This window comes from Pseudomonas hamedanensis, from assembly GCF_014268595.2.
In the GTDB taxonomy this organism is placed as follows: Bacteria; Pseudomonadota; Gammaproteobacteria; order Pseudomonadales; family Pseudomonadaceae; genus Aquipseudomonas; species Aquipseudomonas hamedanensis.
This window is the reverse complement of the sequence record NZ_CP077091.1, coordinates 2,613,596-2,628,015: the sequence shown is the minus strand read 5'-3', so window position 1 is coordinate 2,628,015 and position 14,420 is coordinate 2,613,596. Positions and strand designations below refer to the sequence as shown.

General features: G+C 59.5%; 16 protein-coding genes. 3 read left to right on the top strand and 13 right to left on the bottom strand.

What is annotated here, in order from left to right:
• Positions 1-72: 72 nt before the first annotated feature.
• A complete protein-coding gene (locus tag HU739_RS11320; protein ID WP_186552017.1) occupies positions 73-342 on the bottom strand; it encodes a hypothetical protein in 270 nt (89 codons plus the stop codon).
• A 120-nt stretch (positions 343-462) separates the two neighbouring features.
• Positions 463-1,650, bottom strand: a complete 1,188-nt coding sequence (nhaA, locus tag HU739_RS11315) for a Na+/H+ antiporter NhaA (protein ID WP_186552016.1) — start codon at positions 1,648-1,650, stop codon at positions 463-465.
• Between the two features lie 250 nt (positions 1,651-1,900).
• Between nhaA and HU739_RS11310 the strand changes: the two genes are divergently transcribed.
• Entirely contained in the window at positions 1,901-2,995 is a 1,095-nt protein-coding gene (locus HU739_RS11310) for a PLP-dependent cysteine synthase family protein (RefSeq protein WP_186552015.1), read from the top strand.
• A gap of 116 nt (positions 2,996-3,111) precedes the next feature.
• Here the strand turns inward: HU739_RS11310 and HU739_RS11305 are convergent, their stop codons facing one another.
• From HU739_RS11305 to HU739_RS11295, 3 genes are all read right to left on the bottom strand, one after another.
• Positions 3,112-4,725 carry an NAD(P)/FAD-dependent oxidoreductase gene (locus HU739_RS11305; RefSeq protein WP_186552014.1) on the bottom strand — a complete coding sequence of 538 codons (1,614 nt, stop codon included), beginning with the start codon at positions 4,723-4,725 and terminating at the stop codon, positions 3,112-3,114.
• 96 nt (positions 4,726-4,821) lie between these two features.
• Complete coding sequence (locus HU739_RS11300) at positions 4,822-5,475, bottom strand: COG3650 family protein (RefSeq protein WP_186552013.1); 654 nt, start codon at positions 5,473-5,475, stop codon at positions 4,822-4,824.
• 59 nt (positions 5,476-5,534) lie between these two features.
• Positions 5,535-6,134, bottom strand: coding sequence for a short chain dehydrogenase (locus HU739_RS11295; protein ID WP_186552012.1), 600 nt, complete (start codon positions 6,132-6,134; stop codon positions 5,535-5,537).
• Positions 6,135-6,238: 104 nt separating this feature from the next.
• Here HU739_RS11295 and HU739_RS11290 point away from each other — a divergent pair, with 104 nt between their 5' ends.
• Positions 6,239-7,153 (top strand): LysR family transcriptional regulator, encoded by a 915-nt coding sequence (locus HU739_RS11290; protein WP_186552011.1) that lies wholly within the window; start codon positions 6,239-6,241, stop codon positions 7,151-7,153.
• A 108-nt stretch (positions 7,154-7,261) separates the two neighbouring features.
• Here HU739_RS11290 and HU739_RS11285 read toward each other — a convergent pair whose 3' ends face one another.
• From HU739_RS11285 to HU739_RS11270, 4 genes are read right to left on the bottom strand one after another with little or no spacing between them, the layout of a single operon-like run.
• Complete coding sequence (locus HU739_RS11285; protein ID WP_186552010.1) at positions 7,262-7,738, bottom strand: DoxX family protein; 477 nt, start codon at positions 7,736-7,738, stop codon at positions 7,262-7,264.
• Complete coding sequence (locus HU739_RS11280; RefSeq protein ID WP_186552009.1) at positions 7,735-8,493, bottom strand: HvfC/BufC N-terminal domain-containing protein; 759 nt, start codon at positions 8,491-8,493, stop codon at positions 7,735-7,737. Before HU739_RS11280 ends, HU739_RS11285 begins: the two co-directional genes overlap by 4 nt.
• Complete coding sequence (gene bufB, locus HU739_RS11275) at positions 8,490-9,377, bottom strand: MNIO family bufferin maturase (protein ID WP_186552008.1); 888 nt, start codon at positions 9,375-9,377, stop codon at positions 8,490-8,492. Before bufB ends, HU739_RS11280 begins: the two co-directional genes overlap by 4 nt.
• 25 nt (positions 9,378-9,402) lie before the next feature.
• Entirely contained in the window at positions 9,403-9,708 is a 306-nt protein-coding gene (locus HU739_RS11270; protein ID WP_186552007.1) for a BufA1 family periplasmic bufferin-type metallophore, read from the bottom strand.
• A gap of 566 nt (positions 9,709-10,274) precedes the next feature.
• Here HU739_RS11270 and acpP point away from each other — a divergent pair.
• Entirely contained in the window at positions 10,275-10,514 is a 240-nt protein-coding gene (gene acpP, locus HU739_RS11265; RefSeq protein ID WP_186552006.1) for an acyl carrier protein, read from the top strand.
• A 79-nt stretch (positions 10,515-10,593) separates the two neighbouring features.
• Here the strand turns inward: acpP and HU739_RS11260 are convergent, their stop codons facing one another.
• Genes HU739_RS11260 through livH form a run of 4 tightly spaced genes read right to left on the bottom strand, consistent with a single transcriptional unit; the run spans position 10,594 to position 14,236 of the window.
• Positions 10,594-11,295: an ABC transporter ATP-binding protein gene (locus HU739_RS11260; RefSeq protein ID WP_003222380.1), complete on the bottom strand. Its 702-nt coding sequence runs from the start codon at positions 11,293-11,295 to the stop codon at positions 10,594-10,596.
• Positions 11,296-12,063: a high-affinity branched-chain amino acid ABC transporter ATP-binding protein LivG gene (gene livG, locus HU739_RS11255; protein WP_016771357.1), complete on the bottom strand. Its 768-nt coding sequence runs from the start codon at positions 12,061-12,063 to the stop codon at positions 11,296-11,298.
• The gene (locus tag HU739_RS11250; protein ID WP_186552005.1) at positions 12,060-13,316 is read right to left on the bottom strand and encodes a high-affinity branched-chain amino acid ABC transporter permease LivM; all 1,257 of its coding nucleotides are present in this window, start codon (positions 13,314-13,316) and stop codon (positions 12,060-12,062) included. The genes livG and HU739_RS11250 overlap by 4 nt, the downstream gene beginning before the upstream one ends.
• The gene (gene livH / locus HU739_RS11245; protein WP_186552004.1) at positions 13,313-14,236 is read right to left on the bottom strand and encodes a high-affinity branched-chain amino acid ABC transporter permease LivH; all 924 of its coding nucleotides are present in this window, start codon (positions 14,234-14,236) and stop codon (positions 13,313-13,315) included. Before livH ends, HU739_RS11250 begins: the two co-directional genes overlap by 4 nt.
• Between the last annotated feature and the right edge of the window lie 184 nt (positions 14,237-14,420).

The following is a 14,420-nucleotide window of genomic DNA, read 5'->3' as shown; positions in this document are numbered from 1 at the left end:
GCGACGCATTGAGGTGAGGGCGACCGCTTCACATTGATCGCTCGAAGTCGGCTTGGCCTGAAGCAGAAAGCCTCAGTCAAATGTCGATTGGGGGTACTTTTTGATGCGCAAACGGGTGCCACTTTTAAGTTTGCCAAAGGCACCGGCCGAGCGCAAAACGACGGAGGTCTCTTTAGTCACTTCGAGTAATAGATCATCTCTAACCACGAGTATCGCTGCGCCATTTGCGAGCGCAATGCGATAGGCATGGCTGAAGGCCTTAGAGGCGAGGGCCGGTATTCGCGACTCCTGCGCGGCAATCTGATCGTCTGTCATGATGCGTTTTGGTGAATTGCGCGACATGAAATACTCCCAACGCTGCGCTGAGTAGATGATCGACGTCCACAATAATCAGCACATTTGCAAGGTTTATAGCCAAGCCCCTCGTCTGTTGAGGGGCTATGACGTTAGCCACAATAAACCTCAGGAAGTTTGTGTCGTACCCCTGCGACTCGCCACCGCCGTCACCACATACCCAATCACCGCCGCCAGAATCGAGCCGGTAAGAATGCCCATTCGGTCCATGCCGGCGTAATCGCTCACGCCCGGTTCAAAAGCCAGCGAGCCGACGAACAGGCTCATGGTGAAGCCGATGCCGCAGAGGATTGCCACGCCGAGGATCTGGCCCCAGTTGGCGCCTTGGGGCAGGGCGGCGATGCCGATCTTCACCGCCAGCCAGGTCAGGCCGAAGACGCCGATGGTTTTGCCCAGCAGCAGGCCAATGGCGATGCCCATCGGTACGTCGTGGGTGAAGCTTTCGACGGTGACGCCGCTCAGCGACAGGCCGGCGTTGGCGAAGGCGAACAGCGGCAGAATGCCGTAGGCGACCCATGGGTGCAGCGCGTGTTCGAGGGTCAGCAGTGGCGACGGTTCGGCGTTTTTCGTGCGCAGCGGAATGCAGAAGGCCAGGGTCACGCCGGCCAGCGTGGCATGGACGCCGCTCTTGAGTACACAGACCCAGAGGATCAGGCCGATGATCATGTACGGCCCGAGCTTGACCACGCCGAGCCGGTTCATCGCCACCAGCGCGGCAATGCAGGCCGCTGCCAGGCCCAGGGACAGGGTCGACAATTCGCCGGAGTAGAAAATCGCGATGATCACGATGGCACCGAGGTCATCGATGATCGCCAGCGTCATCAGGAACAGCTTCAGCGATACCGGCACGCGCTTGCCGAGCAGGGCCAGCACGCCGAGGGCGAAGGCGATGTCGGTGGCGGTCGGGATCGCCCAGCCGCTAAGGGCAGCGGGGTTGTCGCGGTTGAGGAACCAATAGATCAGCGCCGGCACCAGCATGCCGCCGATGGCCGCTGCACCGGGCAGGACAATCTGCGAGGGCTTGGACAGCTGGCCGTCGAGCACCTCGCGTTTGACCTCCAGACCGATGAGCAGGAAGAACATCGCCATCAGGCCATCGTTGATCCACAGCAGCAGGGGCTTGGCGATTTTCAACGCACCGATCTGCGCCACCACCGGGGTGTCGAGCAGGCCGGTGTACAGCCACGACAGTGGTGAGTTGTTGATAATCAGCGCGAGGATGGCTGCGGCGATCAATAACAGACCGCTGGCAGCTTCCAACTGAAAGAAACGCGTGAAAGTGCTACGCAGAGGCAAGGTCGCTCTCCATCGAATAGTCAAAAGGTGCAACACCCTAACCCGTACCGTTAGTTGTTAAAACAAAAGTTATATTCTTTTTTGTTATATAGCGTTACAAGCCGTCTAGCCCCGGCCACGCTGAGCCTAGCAGTTGCCTGACATATTGAGACTCAGCTGTATCTTTGCGGGCTATAGGTTTTTTCCTAAGCTGACGGACAAGCCTTTCGAGGAGTTCAACCTCCTGCCTGATCCAACGAGAACCCAAACCATGAGCGACAACCGACAGTGGGCCCGCGAAGCCATCCGCATCATCGAAGCGGACTTCCAGCGCAGCGCCGACACCCACCTGATTCCCTTGCCGCTGCCGGGTTTTGCGGGCATCGAACTGTATTTCAAGGACGAGTCCAGCCATCCGACCGGAAGCCTCAAGCATCGCCTGGCGCGTTCGCTGTTCCTCTATGCGCTGTGTAACGGCTGGCTGAAGCCTGGCGCGCCGGTGATCGAGGCATCCAGCGGCTCGACGGCGATTTCCGAGGCGTACTTCGCCCGCATGCTTGGCCTGCCGTTCATTGCGGTGATGCCGGCGACCACATCGAAAGAGAAGATTGCCCAGATCGCCTTTTACGGCGGCCAAAGCCATCTGGTGAACGATCCGACGCAGATCTACGCCGAGTCCGAGCGTCTGGCACGCGAGCACGGCGGGCATTTCATCGACCAGTTCACCTACGCCGAGCGCGCCACCGACTGGCGAGCGAACAACAACATTGCCGAGTCCATCTTTCAGCAGATGCGCTATGAAAAACACCCGGAACCGAGCTGGCTGATTTCCAGCCCGGGCACCGGCGGCACCACCGCGACCCTCGGTCGTTACGTGCGCTATCGCCAGCACTGCACCCGCGTGCTGTGCGCCGACGCCGAGCGTTCGGTGTTCTTCGATTTTTACCAGACAGGCGACGCCAGCCTGCGACTCGACTGCGGCTCACGCATTGAAGGCATCGGCCGGCCGCGGGTGGAGGCGTCGTTTTTGCCCAAGGTGATCGATGCGATGGTCAAGGTGCCGGATGCCTTGTCCCTGGCCGCCATGCACTATCTGGCGCAGCGCCTCGGGCGGCATGTCGGTGGATCGAGCGGGACCAATCTGATCGGCGCGCTGATGGCGGCGCAGCAGATGAAAGCGGCGGGAGAGTCGGGGTCGATCGTGGCGATTCTGTGCGATGGCGGCGAACGGTATGCGGATACGTATTACGACCAGAAATGGTTGAAGGCGCAGGGGTATGAGCTAAGCGATTTGATCGAAGCGGTGGCGGCGAGTGCCGAGCGCGGGGAGGCGCTGCCGCCTTCGGTGCTGCGCGCCAATATCTGACACACCGAAATCAAATGTAGGAGTGAGCCTGCTCGCGATAGCGCAATAATATTCAGCATCGATGTTGACTGAATCACCGCTATCGCGAGCAGGCTCACTCCTACAAGGGTTATGTATCAGTCAGTGAGACCGAGGAAATCCCGGGCCACTGCCTCGGCAATCCGGATCCCGTCCACGCCCGCCGAAAGAATCCCGCCGGCATAGCCTGCGCCTTCGCCGGCCGGGAACAGGCCCTTGACGTTCATGCTCTGCAGCGACTCGTTACGCGTGATGCGCAGCGGCGAGGAGGTGCGTGTCTCGATCCCGGTCAGTACCGCATCGTGCAGCGAGTAGCCGCGAATCTGCTTTTCGAACGCCGGCAACGCTTCACGAATCGCTTCGATCGCGAAGTCCGGCAGCGCCAACGCCAGGTCGCCCAGGGCGACGCCCGGTTTGTACGACGGCTCGACTTCACCCAGTTCGGTCGAAGGAATGTCGTTGATGAAGTCGCCGACCAGTTGCGCCGGGGCTTTGTAGTCGCTGCCGCCAAGGATGAAGGCGTGGGACTCCAGACGTTCCTGCAACTCGATCCCGGCGAGCGGGCCGCCCGGATAATCGACTTCCGGGGTGATGCCAACGACGATGCCGGAGTTGGCATTGCGCTCGTTACGCGAGTATTGGCTCATGCCGTTGGTGACCACGCGGTTCGGCTCGGACGTCGCCGCCACCACAGTGCCGCCCGGGCACATGCAGAAGCTGTAGACCGAGCGGCCGTTCTTGGCGTGGTGTACCAGTTTGTAGTCGGCAGCGCCCAGTTTCGGGTGGCCGGCGTATTTGCCCAGTCGCGCACGGTCGATCAGCGATTGCGGGTGTTCGATGCGGAAACCCACCGAAAACGGCTTGGCTTCCATGAACACACCACGGCTGTGGAGCATGCGGAAGGTGTCGCGGGCGCTGTGGCCGAGGGCCAGGACCACGTGTTTCGAATGCAGGGTTTCGCCGCTGGCCAGTTGCACGCCGACCAGTTGGCCGTCTTCGATCAACACGTCGGTGACGCGCTCCTGAAAACGTACTTCACCGCCCATCTCACGGATCTGCTCGCGCATGTTTTCGACCATGCCGGTCAGGCGGAACGTACCGATGTGCGGCTTGCTGACGTAGAGGATTTCTTCCGGCGCGCCGGCCTTGACGAATTCGTGCAGGACTTTGCGACCGAGAAACTTAGGGTCCTTGATCTGGCTATACAGCTTGCCGTCGGAAAACGTCCCCGCGCCGCCTTCGCCGAATTGCACATTGGACTCGGGGTTGAGCACGCTTTTGCGCCACAGTCCCCAGGTGTCCTTGGTGCGCTGGCGCACTTCGGTGCCGCGCTCGAGGATGATCGGCTTGAAGCCCATTTGCGCCAGCAGCAACCCGGCGAAGATCCCGCACGGGCCGAAACCGACGACAATCGGCCGCTGGCCCGGATCGCTCGGTGCCTGACCGACGAATTTGTAGCTGACATCCGGCGCCACATTGACGTTACGGTCGTCGGCGAACTTGCCCAACACCTTGGCCTCGTCGCGTACGTTGAGGTCGATGGTGTAGATGAAGCACAGTTCGGAGGACTTTTTGCGCGCGTCGTAGCTGCGCTTGAACAAGGTGAAATCGAGCAAGTCATCGCTGGCGATGCCCAAGCGTTGCACGATGGCGGCGCGCAGGTCTTCTTCGGGATGGTCGATTGGCAGCTTGAGTTCAGTGATTCGTAACATGGCGGGGATCCGGATTCGCGGGGCGCACAACTGCGCCAGGGCGTTTGAAGGCGGCGATTATAAGCCGCCGCGACCGGATCCGTGGGGGAAAAACGATCAGTCGTTACGCGCGCCGCCGAAATAGCCGCAACCGCGCTGCACCTGACCGTCGATACGCAGTTCTGCGCTCATGTGCTGCACGCTGCCGGTGCTGCTGTCGACGCAACGCTGCGGCGCGACCCACAATTCGATGCGCTGGTCGTTGGCTTCGCTGCTCAGATTGAAGCGGCCGTCGCCCAGTTGTTCTTCCACATACGGCACGGCGAGCGGCGGCTGGCCCTCGCGGTCGATGACCATGCCTTTGCCGCTGACCTTCACATTCCATTCCGGGCCATGGCCGGCGGCACGCAGGATCAGCAGTTTGAAATTGGGGTCATCGCACGCCGTGCCCGAGCGTTCGACGCGATACAACTGGCTCAGGTCGAGGCGATCACCAGATACCTTGCCGCGCACATCGGCAAACAGTTTGCCCTGCTCGTCGGCGAGGATCGCAGCCTCTTGCAGGATACTGGTGCCGCCGCTGTCATTGACCACCAGTTGGCGCTGATCCTGACATGGCTGGAACACCAGTTTGCCGTCAGCGGCGGTCAACTGCCCCTGCATCCGCGTCTGCCCGGCATGTGAAACGCTTTCGCGCTGGCCGTCGAACAATTGGCAGGCGGCAAACATCGGCAGCAGGGCAACGAGGACTAACGAACGGGCGACACGCATCTTTGGTTCTCCAGACAAGTGTCGCCACGTTACGCAGCCTGACCGTTCATCACAAGGGCTTAGCCCACGTGAAGCGTCTGACCTGTCTGCAGGCCTTCGACACTCTTGGCGTAGGCCAACGCGACTTCCGCCGCAGGAACCGGCTTGAAGCCGCGGAAATAAGGCGCGTATTTGCCCAGGGCTTCGGTTAGAACAGTCGGGCTGACCGAGTTCACCCGCAGGCCGCGTGGCAGTTCAATGGCGGCTGCGCGCACGAAGCTGTCGAGGGCGCCATTGACCAAGGCTGCCGATGCACCGCTGCGAATCGGATCATGGCTGAGTACGCCGGTGGTGAAGGTGAACGAGGCGCCGTCGTTGGCAAATTCGCGACCGATCAGCAGCAAGTTGACCTGACCCATCAGCTTGTCTTTCAGGCCGAGGGCGAAGCTGTCTTCAGTCATCTCGTCCAGTGCTGCGAAGGTGACGTTGCCCGCCGTGCAGACCAGCGCATCGAATTTGCCGGTCTGTTCGAACAGCTCGCGGATTGATGCGCTGTCGCTGATATCCACCCGCAAGTCGCCGCTGTTGCGGCCGATGCGAATGACTTCGTGACGTTGCGACAATTCTTTGTCCACCGCCGAACCGATGGTGCCGTTGGCGCCTATCAACAGAATCTTCATCGAGCTGTACCCCAAGTGATTGAACGAGGCTTCAGTCTAGAGTGGTTTTTCCTGCGGATAAGCGCACTAATAGGCAACCTTTGGTTTTCAAATGGAAACAATCGATGAGCGAAATGGATGATCTCGCCGCGTTCGCCGTGCTGATCGAGGCGGGTAGCTTTACGTTGGCGGCGCAACAACTGGGTTGCAGCAAGGGCCAGTTGTCCAAGCGCATCAGTCAGCTCGAAGCGCAGTTCAGCGTGGTTTTGCTGCAACGCACGACCCGGCGACTGAGTCTCACGGCAGCGGGTGCGGCGTTGTTACCGCAGGCTCAGGCGCTGGTGGTTCAGGTCGAACGCGCCCGACAGGCCGTGGCGCGCTTGAAAGACGACATGGCCGGTCCGGTGCGCATGACCGTTCCGGTGTCGCTGGGTGAAACCTTCTTCGATGGCTTGTTGCTCGAGTTTTCGCAGCAATATCCCGAGGTGCAGATCGAACTGGAGCTGAACAACAGTTACCGCGATCTGTCCCGCGACGGTTTTGATCTGGCGATCCGCGCCGAGGTGGCCAATGATGATCGGCTGGTGGCCAAACCCCTGCTGGCCTGGCATGAAATGACCTGCGCCAGCCCGGCCTATCTCGAACGTTTCGGCGAACCGGCGACACCGCAGGCACTGGCCGAACACCGCTGCTTGCTCAACAGCCACTACAGTGGGCGAGAGGAGTGGCTGTACCACCAGCAGCACGAATTGCTGCGGGTGCGGGTGTCGGGTCCTTTCGCCAGCAACCATTACAACTTGCTGAAAAAAGCCGCGTTGTCCGGTGCAGGCATTGCGCGATTGCCGTCGTACCTGTTGCAAACGGAACTGGCTGACGGCCGCTTGCGCTGGTTGCTGCGCGATTTCCAGACGCGGCGCATGCCGATGTATCTGGTGCATCCGTATCAGGGCGGATTGCCGAAACGCACGCAGGTGCTGGCGGATTATTTGATGGGCTGGTTCAAGCGCAGTGGCGAGGCGCTGGATCGACTCCAGCGCTGAAAGCAATCTTTTTGTAGGAGTGAGCCTGCTCGCGATAGCGGTGGATCAGTAAAAAATTGATCGACTGACACACCGCTATCGCGAGCAGGCTCACTCCTACAATTCAGGTCAGCCTTGGAATCGGCGGGCAATCAGATTATCTATCGACAATCGGCCTGGCCCGGTCGTCATCAAGTACAGCAACACCGCCGCCCAGGTGCCATGAGTCGGATAAGCATCCGGATAGACAAACAGCTGAATGACCAAGGTCATGCCGAGCAATGCGAGCGCCGAAAACCGTGTGGCCAAGCCGATCAGAATCAGCACGGGGAAAGCATGCTCGGCGAACGCCGCCATGTGTGCCGCGATCTCGGGTGACAACAGCGGCAGGTTGTATTCGCTCTGGAACAGCGGAATCGTCGAATCAGCCAAACGAGGCCAGCCCAATTCAAAGGTGCCGTCGATCAGGTCGATGGCCAGTCCTTCGACCTTGGTTTGGCCGGACTTCCAGAACACGGCGGCGATCGAGAAGCGGGCGATGAAAGCGATCAGGCTGTGCGGGATTTTTTCCAGCAGCGCGACGGCCCGCAGGATGAAAATGTTCATGGCAATTCCTTGTGAGTCAGGCGAGCGATGGCGTTGTGTGCAATCAGCACGGCAAGGGTCTGTGCGAGGTCGAAGGGCGGGCTGTTTTCCACCGCCGCGAGCAGTGGCTGACCCTTGAGCAGGTGACGGATAAACATCGTGGCGCCGGCTTCAACGGCAAACACTTCCACGTCCAGTCCGTTGCGCAGGACCATGGCGTGCTGACCCTGATTGAGGCCAATCCCCGCCAGGGTCTGCGCCTGCTGATGTGCGGCCCAGATTGCGACCACCGCGTAGGCGGAATCGAGTGTGTGCACGGACGGATGAAGCCTCAGATACAGATCGCTCAAGGCCCGCGGGCTGGCGAGGGCGGCGCTGATGTCGTCGGGCCGGACGGGCTGCGCATCCGCGGCGTGATAGGCGAGGGTGCGCAGATGCTCAAGGCGTGCAACATCGGCGACATAAGGTACGCCGGCGATCGGTTCGAAGCCGGCGATGAAGTCGGCAAATCCGTCGCCGTAACGGCTCATCAGCGGACTCTGCGGTGGCTGGCGTTGAACAAACACGCCTGCCATGGCGCGGAAGAATTCTTCGCCGACCAACTGCACCACCACCGGATAACTCTCAGCCAAGGCGTTGACCAACGAACTGTGCACGTTATTGCGATACACCGCGAAACGGCTGGCAGGGTCGGCACCGTTGTGGCTGCACAAGCCATCCGGACACGGCCGTTTTACGTCGAGCAGCGCGGCGGCGAAGGCCGCTTGCCGGCTCATGGTGCACCCTCCGCCTGGCGCAACAACGCCTCGGCCTGTTGCGCTTCGGCGAGCAACACGTCGAAGGCTGGCACCTGGTTGTCGCGTTCGATCAGGGTCGGCACCGGGCCGATGCGCGCGAGCACTTGTCGATACAGGCGCCAGACTGCCTGATCGACCGGCGCCCCGTGGTCGTCGATCAGCAAGCGGTCGCCGAGGTTGTCGCAATCTTCAGCGAAACCGGCCATATGAATCTCGCCGACGGCGTGCAGCGGCAATGCGTCGAGATAGGCCAGCGGATCACGCTGATGGTTGACGCACGACACGTAGACATTGTTGACGTCGAGCAGCAAGCCGCAGCCACTGCGCCGGATCACTTCGCTGATGAAGTCCGTCTCGTCGAGGGTTGAATCCCGAAATGCCAGATAGGTCGCCGGGTTCTCCAGCAACATCGGGCGTTTCAGAGTGTTCTGCACCTGATCGATGTGCGCGCAGACGCGATTCAGCGTTGGCGTGTCATAGGCCAGTGGCAGCAGATCGTTGAGAAACACCGGGCCATGGCTCGACCAGGCCAGGTGTTCGGAAAAGGATTGTGGTTGATAGCGCTCGATCAGCTCGGCGAGGCGTTGGAGATGCCCGGTATCGAGCGGACCTTCGCCACCGATCGACAGCCCCACGCCATGCAATGACAACGGGTACTGTTCGCGGATCAAACCGAGGAAATGATGAAACGGGCCGCCGGCCACCATGTAGTTTTCGGCGTGGACCTCGAAGAAACCGAGGTCGGGGATGGAGCCGAGCACTTCAAGGAAGTGCCCGGTCTTGAGCCCCAGCCCGGCACGGGCGGGGAGCTCGGTGCGAGCTGCCTGAGTGCGCGGCAGGGACGGTTCGTGATGACTGAACATGGGCGTCACTCAGGCAGACCAACGATCAGGACTTGGCTTTAAAGGCTTCGAGCTGACCGAAACCGCTCGGCGAGGTTTTGCTTTCGGTGGTGATGCAGGTGCCTTTCGGAACGAGCTTCCAGGCGTTGGCCTGATAGTCCATTTTCGCCGTGCCGGCACAGGTGGTGCCTGCACCTGCGGCGCAATCATTCTTGCCTTTCAGCGCCACGCCGAAGCATTTTTCCATGTTGGCATCGGCGGCTTGTGCAGTGGAGACAGTGGCGATGCTCAGAGCGGAACCGAGGGCCAGAACCAGGGCGGTGGCGGACAGGGTACGGGTAGTCGCAGTCATGATGTTTCTCCAGATTTATCAGGGTTTCTGCAAGCGGTTTGCGCTTGCTTGTCCCTCTAGAGAAAGCTCACAGCGATGCGTTACAGCGGGCGCAAAACTTTTCCGGAATTTTTCCTGACACGGTTATCCCGTGTGGGAGCGGGCTTGCTCGCGAAAGCGGTGAATCATTCGACATCTTCGTTAACTGACACACTGCTTTCGCGAGCAAGCCCGCTCCCACAGAGATTCCTTGGGGGCGCCAAATATCTCGAATAACTTGGCTGAAACTTTCAGGCTCCGATCAATTATTTGAAGGAAGAATGGCAGTGTAATAAAAGAATTTTTTATCGCCGATGCGTCTAAAAAACTGTCATTTATAACAGTGGTCAGTATTTTTCAAGTGGTTATATTCAAATCTGGTCAGTCATCTACTAGGAAGAATATTTATGACGCTTATTTCAAAGATTAAGAAATGAACCTCTATCATTGGTCCTTGTTACGCTATGGAGCCTGTCAAGAAGCGGTACTGAAGCGGGAGTTTGCAAGGAAATAAAGAGTGGCATCGGACGAGAATTAAGGAGCATCGAATGGCTACTGTAGAAGAGCGGGTAAAGGAAATTGTTTCAGGAAGTCTTGGCATAGATCCGGTGGACGTTGTAGGTCCAGCCGATTTTTCAGCCGATTTAGGAGCGGACTCCTTGGCTGTGGTTGAGTTGGTTATGGCGTTGGAGGACGAGTTTGATGTAAAGATTCTAGGCGACGCTGCCGAAGACATCGCAACTGTTCAACAAGCCATCGACTACATTAAAGCGCAGATTGGCTCATGACTATTAAGTCGAACGTTGGTTTAACTTCGCTTTAAAATTAAAAACGGCCCGAAGGCCGTTTTTAATTTAGCGATATCCCTCAACCGCCCAAATACGCCTCGCGCACTTTCGGATCGGTCAGCAGCGCTTCACCGGTGCCTTGCATGACCACGCGGCCGTTCTCCAGCACGTAGGCGCGGTCGGCGATTTTCAGCGCCTGGTTGGCGTTCTGCTCGACCAGGAACACGGTCACACCGTCCTTGCGCAGCTGTTCGATGATGTCGAAGATCTGCTGGATGATGATCGGCGCCAGGCCCAGCGACGGCTCGTCGAGCAGCAACAGTTTCGGCTTGCTCATCAGCGCACGGCCGATGGCGAGCATTTGCTGTTCGCCGCCGGACATGGTGCCGCCGCGCTGGTTGAAGCGTTCTTTCAGGCGTGGGAAAAGTCCGAGGACCTTGTCCATCTGTTCTTGATAGTCGCCCTTGTCGGTGAAAAATCCGCCCATGGACAGGTTTTCTTCCACAGTCAGACGGGCAAACACTCGACGACCTTCCGGGACCACGGCAATGCTCTTGCGCATGATCTGCGACGAGTCCTGGCCGACCAGTTCCTCACCCATGTAGCGGATGCTGCCGCTGTGCGCCTGCGGTGAACCGCACAGCGTCATCAGCAGCGTGGATTTGCCGGCACCGTTGGCGCCGATCAGCGTGACGATCTCGCCCTGACGGACTTCGACATTGACGCTGTGCAGGGCCTGGATCTTGCCGTAGAAGGTGGAAACGTTTTCGAACTGCAGCATTTACGCTTCCCCCAGGTAGGCTTTGATCACTTCAGGATTGTCGCGGATCTGTTCCGGCGTACCGTCGGCCAGTGGCGTGCCCTGGTTGATCACGACGATGTGGTCGGAAATGCTCATGACCAGTTTCATGTCGTGCTCGATCAGCAGCACGGTGACGTTGTGCTCTTCACGCAGCACGCCGATCAACGCCTTGAGGTCTTCGGTTTCCTTCGGGTTCAGGCCGGCGGCCGGTTCGTCGAGCATGAGAATCCGCGGGCGGGTCATCATGCAGCGAGCGATTTCCAGACGCCGTTGCTGGCCGTAGGCGAGGGTGCCGGCGGTACGATTGGCGAACTCTTTGAGGTTGACCTTTTCCAGCCAGTACTCGGCAAACTCCATGGCCTCGCGCTCGCTTTTGCGGAACGCCGGGGTCTTGAACAGGCCGGACAGGAAGTTGGTGTTCAGGTGACGGTGCTGGGCGATCAACAGGTTCTCGACCGCCGTCATGTCCTTGAACAAACGCACGTTCTGGAACGTACGCACCACGCCTTTGAGGGCGATCTTGTGGCCCGGCAGGCCCTGGATCGGCTCGCCGTCGAGCAGGATGCTGCCGCCGGTAGGCTGATAGAAACCGGTCAGGCAGTTGAACACGGTGGTTTTGCCGGCGCCGTTCGGCCCGATCAGCGCAACAACCTGTTTCTCTTTGACGGTCAGCGCCACGCCGTTGACCGCCAGCAAGCCGCCGAAGCGCATGCTTAGATTTTCGACTTTAAGGATCTCGCGGCTCATTTGCGCAACTCCATGTGTGGGCGTTGCATCGGCAGCAGACCTTGTGGACGCCAGATCATCATCAACACCATCAGCGCGCCGAACATCAACATGCGGTACTCGCTGAACTCACGCATCATTTCCGGCAACAGGATCATCACGATCGCCGCCAGGATCACGCCCAACTGCGAGCCCATCCCGCCCAACACGACGATGGCGAGGATGATCGCCGACTCGATGAAGGTAAACGACTCGGGCGTCACCAGACCCTGACGCGCGGCGAAGAAGCTGCCGGCGAAACCGGCAAACGCGGCGCCCAGGGTGAACGCGGAAAGCTTGATCACTGTCGGGTTCAGACCCAGCGCACGGCAGGCGATTTCATCTTCACGCAGCGCTTCCCAGGCACGGCCGATCGGCATGCGCAGCAAACGGTTGATGACGAACAGCGCTGCCAGCGCCAGCAACAGGGCAACGAGGTAGAGGAAGATCACCTTGTTGATCGAGTTGTATTGCAGGCCGAAATACTCATGGAACGTCTGCAGGCCTTCGGCCGCTTTACGCTCGAAGGTCAGGCCGAAGAACGTCGGTTTCTCGATGTTGCTGATGCCGTTCGGGCCGCCGGTGATGTCCGTCAGGTTACGCAGGAACAGACGGATGATCTCGCCGAAACCCAAGGTCACGATCGCCAGATAGTCGCCGCGCAGACGCAATACCGGGAAGCCCAGCAGGAAGCCGAACGTCGCCGCCATCAGGCCGGCAATCGGCAGGCAGATCCAGAAACTCAGGCCGTAATAATGCGACAGCAGCGCGTAGCTGTAGGCGCCGACGGCGTAAAAACCGACGTAACCCAGGTCAAGCAGACCGGCCAGACCGACGACGATGTTCAGACCGAGGCCGAGCATCACGTAGATCAGGATCAGCGTGGCGATATCCACCGCGCCACGGGAGCCGAAGAACGGCCACACCAGCGCCAGCACAATCAGCCCAATGATGAAATAACGCTGGGTAGAGGGCAGGGTCAGGAAGTTGCTGGCCTTGGCCGGAATCAGCGGCATGCCCGGCGAAGAACGCCAGGCCTTGCTGATCTGCTGGTTGAACAGCACGCGCAAAAACATCAGCACCGAGCAGATCGCGATGGTCGCGAGTACCGCAGGGCTGGTGTTGTGCACTTCCAGATTGATGCCGACGATGGTCAGTTTGAGACCGAGTACCGGGTAGGCCACAGCCCACACCAGCAAGGCACTGAACAGTGCCTGTTTAAGATTCCTAGTCATACTTTCTCAACCTCCGGACGGCCCAGAATGCCGGTCGGACGGAACAACAGCACCAGAACCAGCAAGCCGAACGCCACGACGTCCTTGTACTGGTCGCCGAAGATATCGGCACCGAACGCTTCCGCTACACCCAGCACCAACCCGCCGAGCATGGCCCCTGGGATGCTGCCGATGCCGCCCAGTACCGCAGCGGTGAAGGCCTTGAGGCCGACGAGGAAACCGGCGTTGGGGTTGATCACGCCGTATTGCATGCTCAGCAGGACCGCCGCAACGGCAGCCAGCGCAGCACCGATGACGAAGGTCAGGGCGATGATGTTGTTGGTGTTGATGCCGAGCAGGTTGGCCATCTTGATGTCCTCGGCACAGGCGCGGCAGGCGCGGCCCAGGCGGGAACGGGAGATGAACAGGGTCAGGCCGAGCATGGCGATCAGGGTAACCACGAACACCACGATCTGCATGTAGGAAATCAGCACTTCTTGTGCGCCACCTGGACCGAAGGCGAAGTTGCCCGGGATCAGGTTGGGGATAGCTTTGTCCTTGGAGTCTTGCGCCAGCAGAACGGTGTTCTGCAGGAAGATCGACATACCGATGGCGGAAATCAGCGGGATCAGACGGTTGCTGCCACGCAGGGGGCGGTAGGCGATCCGTTCGATGCTGTAACCGTAGGAACTGGTGACGACGATGCTGGCGATGAACGCCGCGGTCATCAACAGCGGGACACTGTCGAGTCCCATCATGGTCAGCCCGGCAATGGCGATGAACGCCACGTAGGAGCCGATCATGTACACCTCGCCGTGGGCGAAGTTGATCATTCCAATGATGCCGTAAACCATCGTGTAGCCGATGGCGATCAGGGCATACATGCTGCCAACGTTGAGGCCGTTAACCAGCTGTTGGAAGAAGTGATAGATGTCAGGCATTACAGCGCTCCTAAAAACCTGATACGCATTTCACTGGTGGAGTCATTTTCCCGCCCGGCCCCGTGGATCTTTATCCACTTCGAATCCGGGTTTTGCCAGCGAACCGCTGATGACGGTTTTGAGATTTTCAGGTGGGGAGACTGGCGGATCACGCCAGCGCGGCCCAATACGTTCGTAAAACAAA

Coding starts and splice junctions, on each gene's coding strand:
- HU739_RS11320 (WP_186552017.1), bottom strand. CDS start 342: ATGTCGCGCAATTCACCAAAACGCATCATGACAGACGATCAGATTGCC.
- HU739_RS11310 (WP_186552015.1), top strand. CDS start 1,901: ATGAGCGACAACCGACAGTGGGCCCGCGAAGCCATCCGCATCATCGAA.
- HU739_RS11305 (WP_186552014.1), bottom strand. CDS start 4,725: ATGTTACGAATCACTGAACTCAAGCTGCCAATCGACCATCCCGAAGAA.
- HU739_RS11300 (WP_186552013.1), bottom strand. CDS start 5,475: ATGCGTGTCGCCCGTTCGTTAGTCCTCGTTGCCCTGCTGCCGATGTTT.
- HU739_RS11295 (WP_186552012.1), bottom strand. CDS start 6,134: ATGAAGATTCTGTTGATAGGCGCCAACGGCACCATCGGTTCGGCGGTG.
- HU739_RS11290 (WP_186552011.1), top strand. CDS start 6,239: ATGAGCGAAATGGATGATCTCGCCGCGTTCGCCGTGCTGATCGAGGCG.
- HU739_RS11285 (WP_186552010.1), bottom strand. CDS start 7,738: ATGAACATTTTCATCCTGCGGGCCGTCGCGCTGCTGGAAAAAATCCCG.
- HU739_RS11280 (WP_186552009.1), bottom strand. CDS start 8,493: ATGAGCCGGCAAGCGGCCTTCGCCGCCGCGCTGCTCGACGTAAAACGG.
- bufB (WP_186552008.1), bottom strand. CDS start 9,377: ATGTTCAGTCATCACGAACCGTCCCTGCCGCGCACTCAGGCAGCTCGC.
- HU739_RS11270 (WP_186552007.1), bottom strand. CDS start 9,708: ATGACTGCGACTACCCGTACCCTGTCCGCCACCGCCCTGGTTCTGGCC.
- acpP (WP_186552006.1), top strand. CDS start 10,275: ATGGCTACTGTAGAAGAGCGGGTAAAGGAAATTGTTTCAGGAAGTCTT.
- HU739_RS11260 (WP_003222380.1), bottom strand. CDS start 11,295: ATGCTGCAGTTCGAAAACGTTTCCACCTTCTACGGCAAGATCCAGGCC.
- livG (WP_016771357.1), bottom strand. CDS start 12,063: ATGAGCCGCGAGATCCTTAAAGTCGAAAATCTAAGCATGCGCTTCGGC.
- HU739_RS11250 (WP_186552005.1), bottom strand. CDS start 13,316: ATGACTAGGAATCTTAAACAGGCACTGTTCAGTGCCTTGCTGGTGTGG.
- livH (WP_186552004.1), bottom strand. CDS start 14,236: ATGCCTGACATCTATCACTTCTTCCAACAGCTGGTTAACGGCCTCAAC.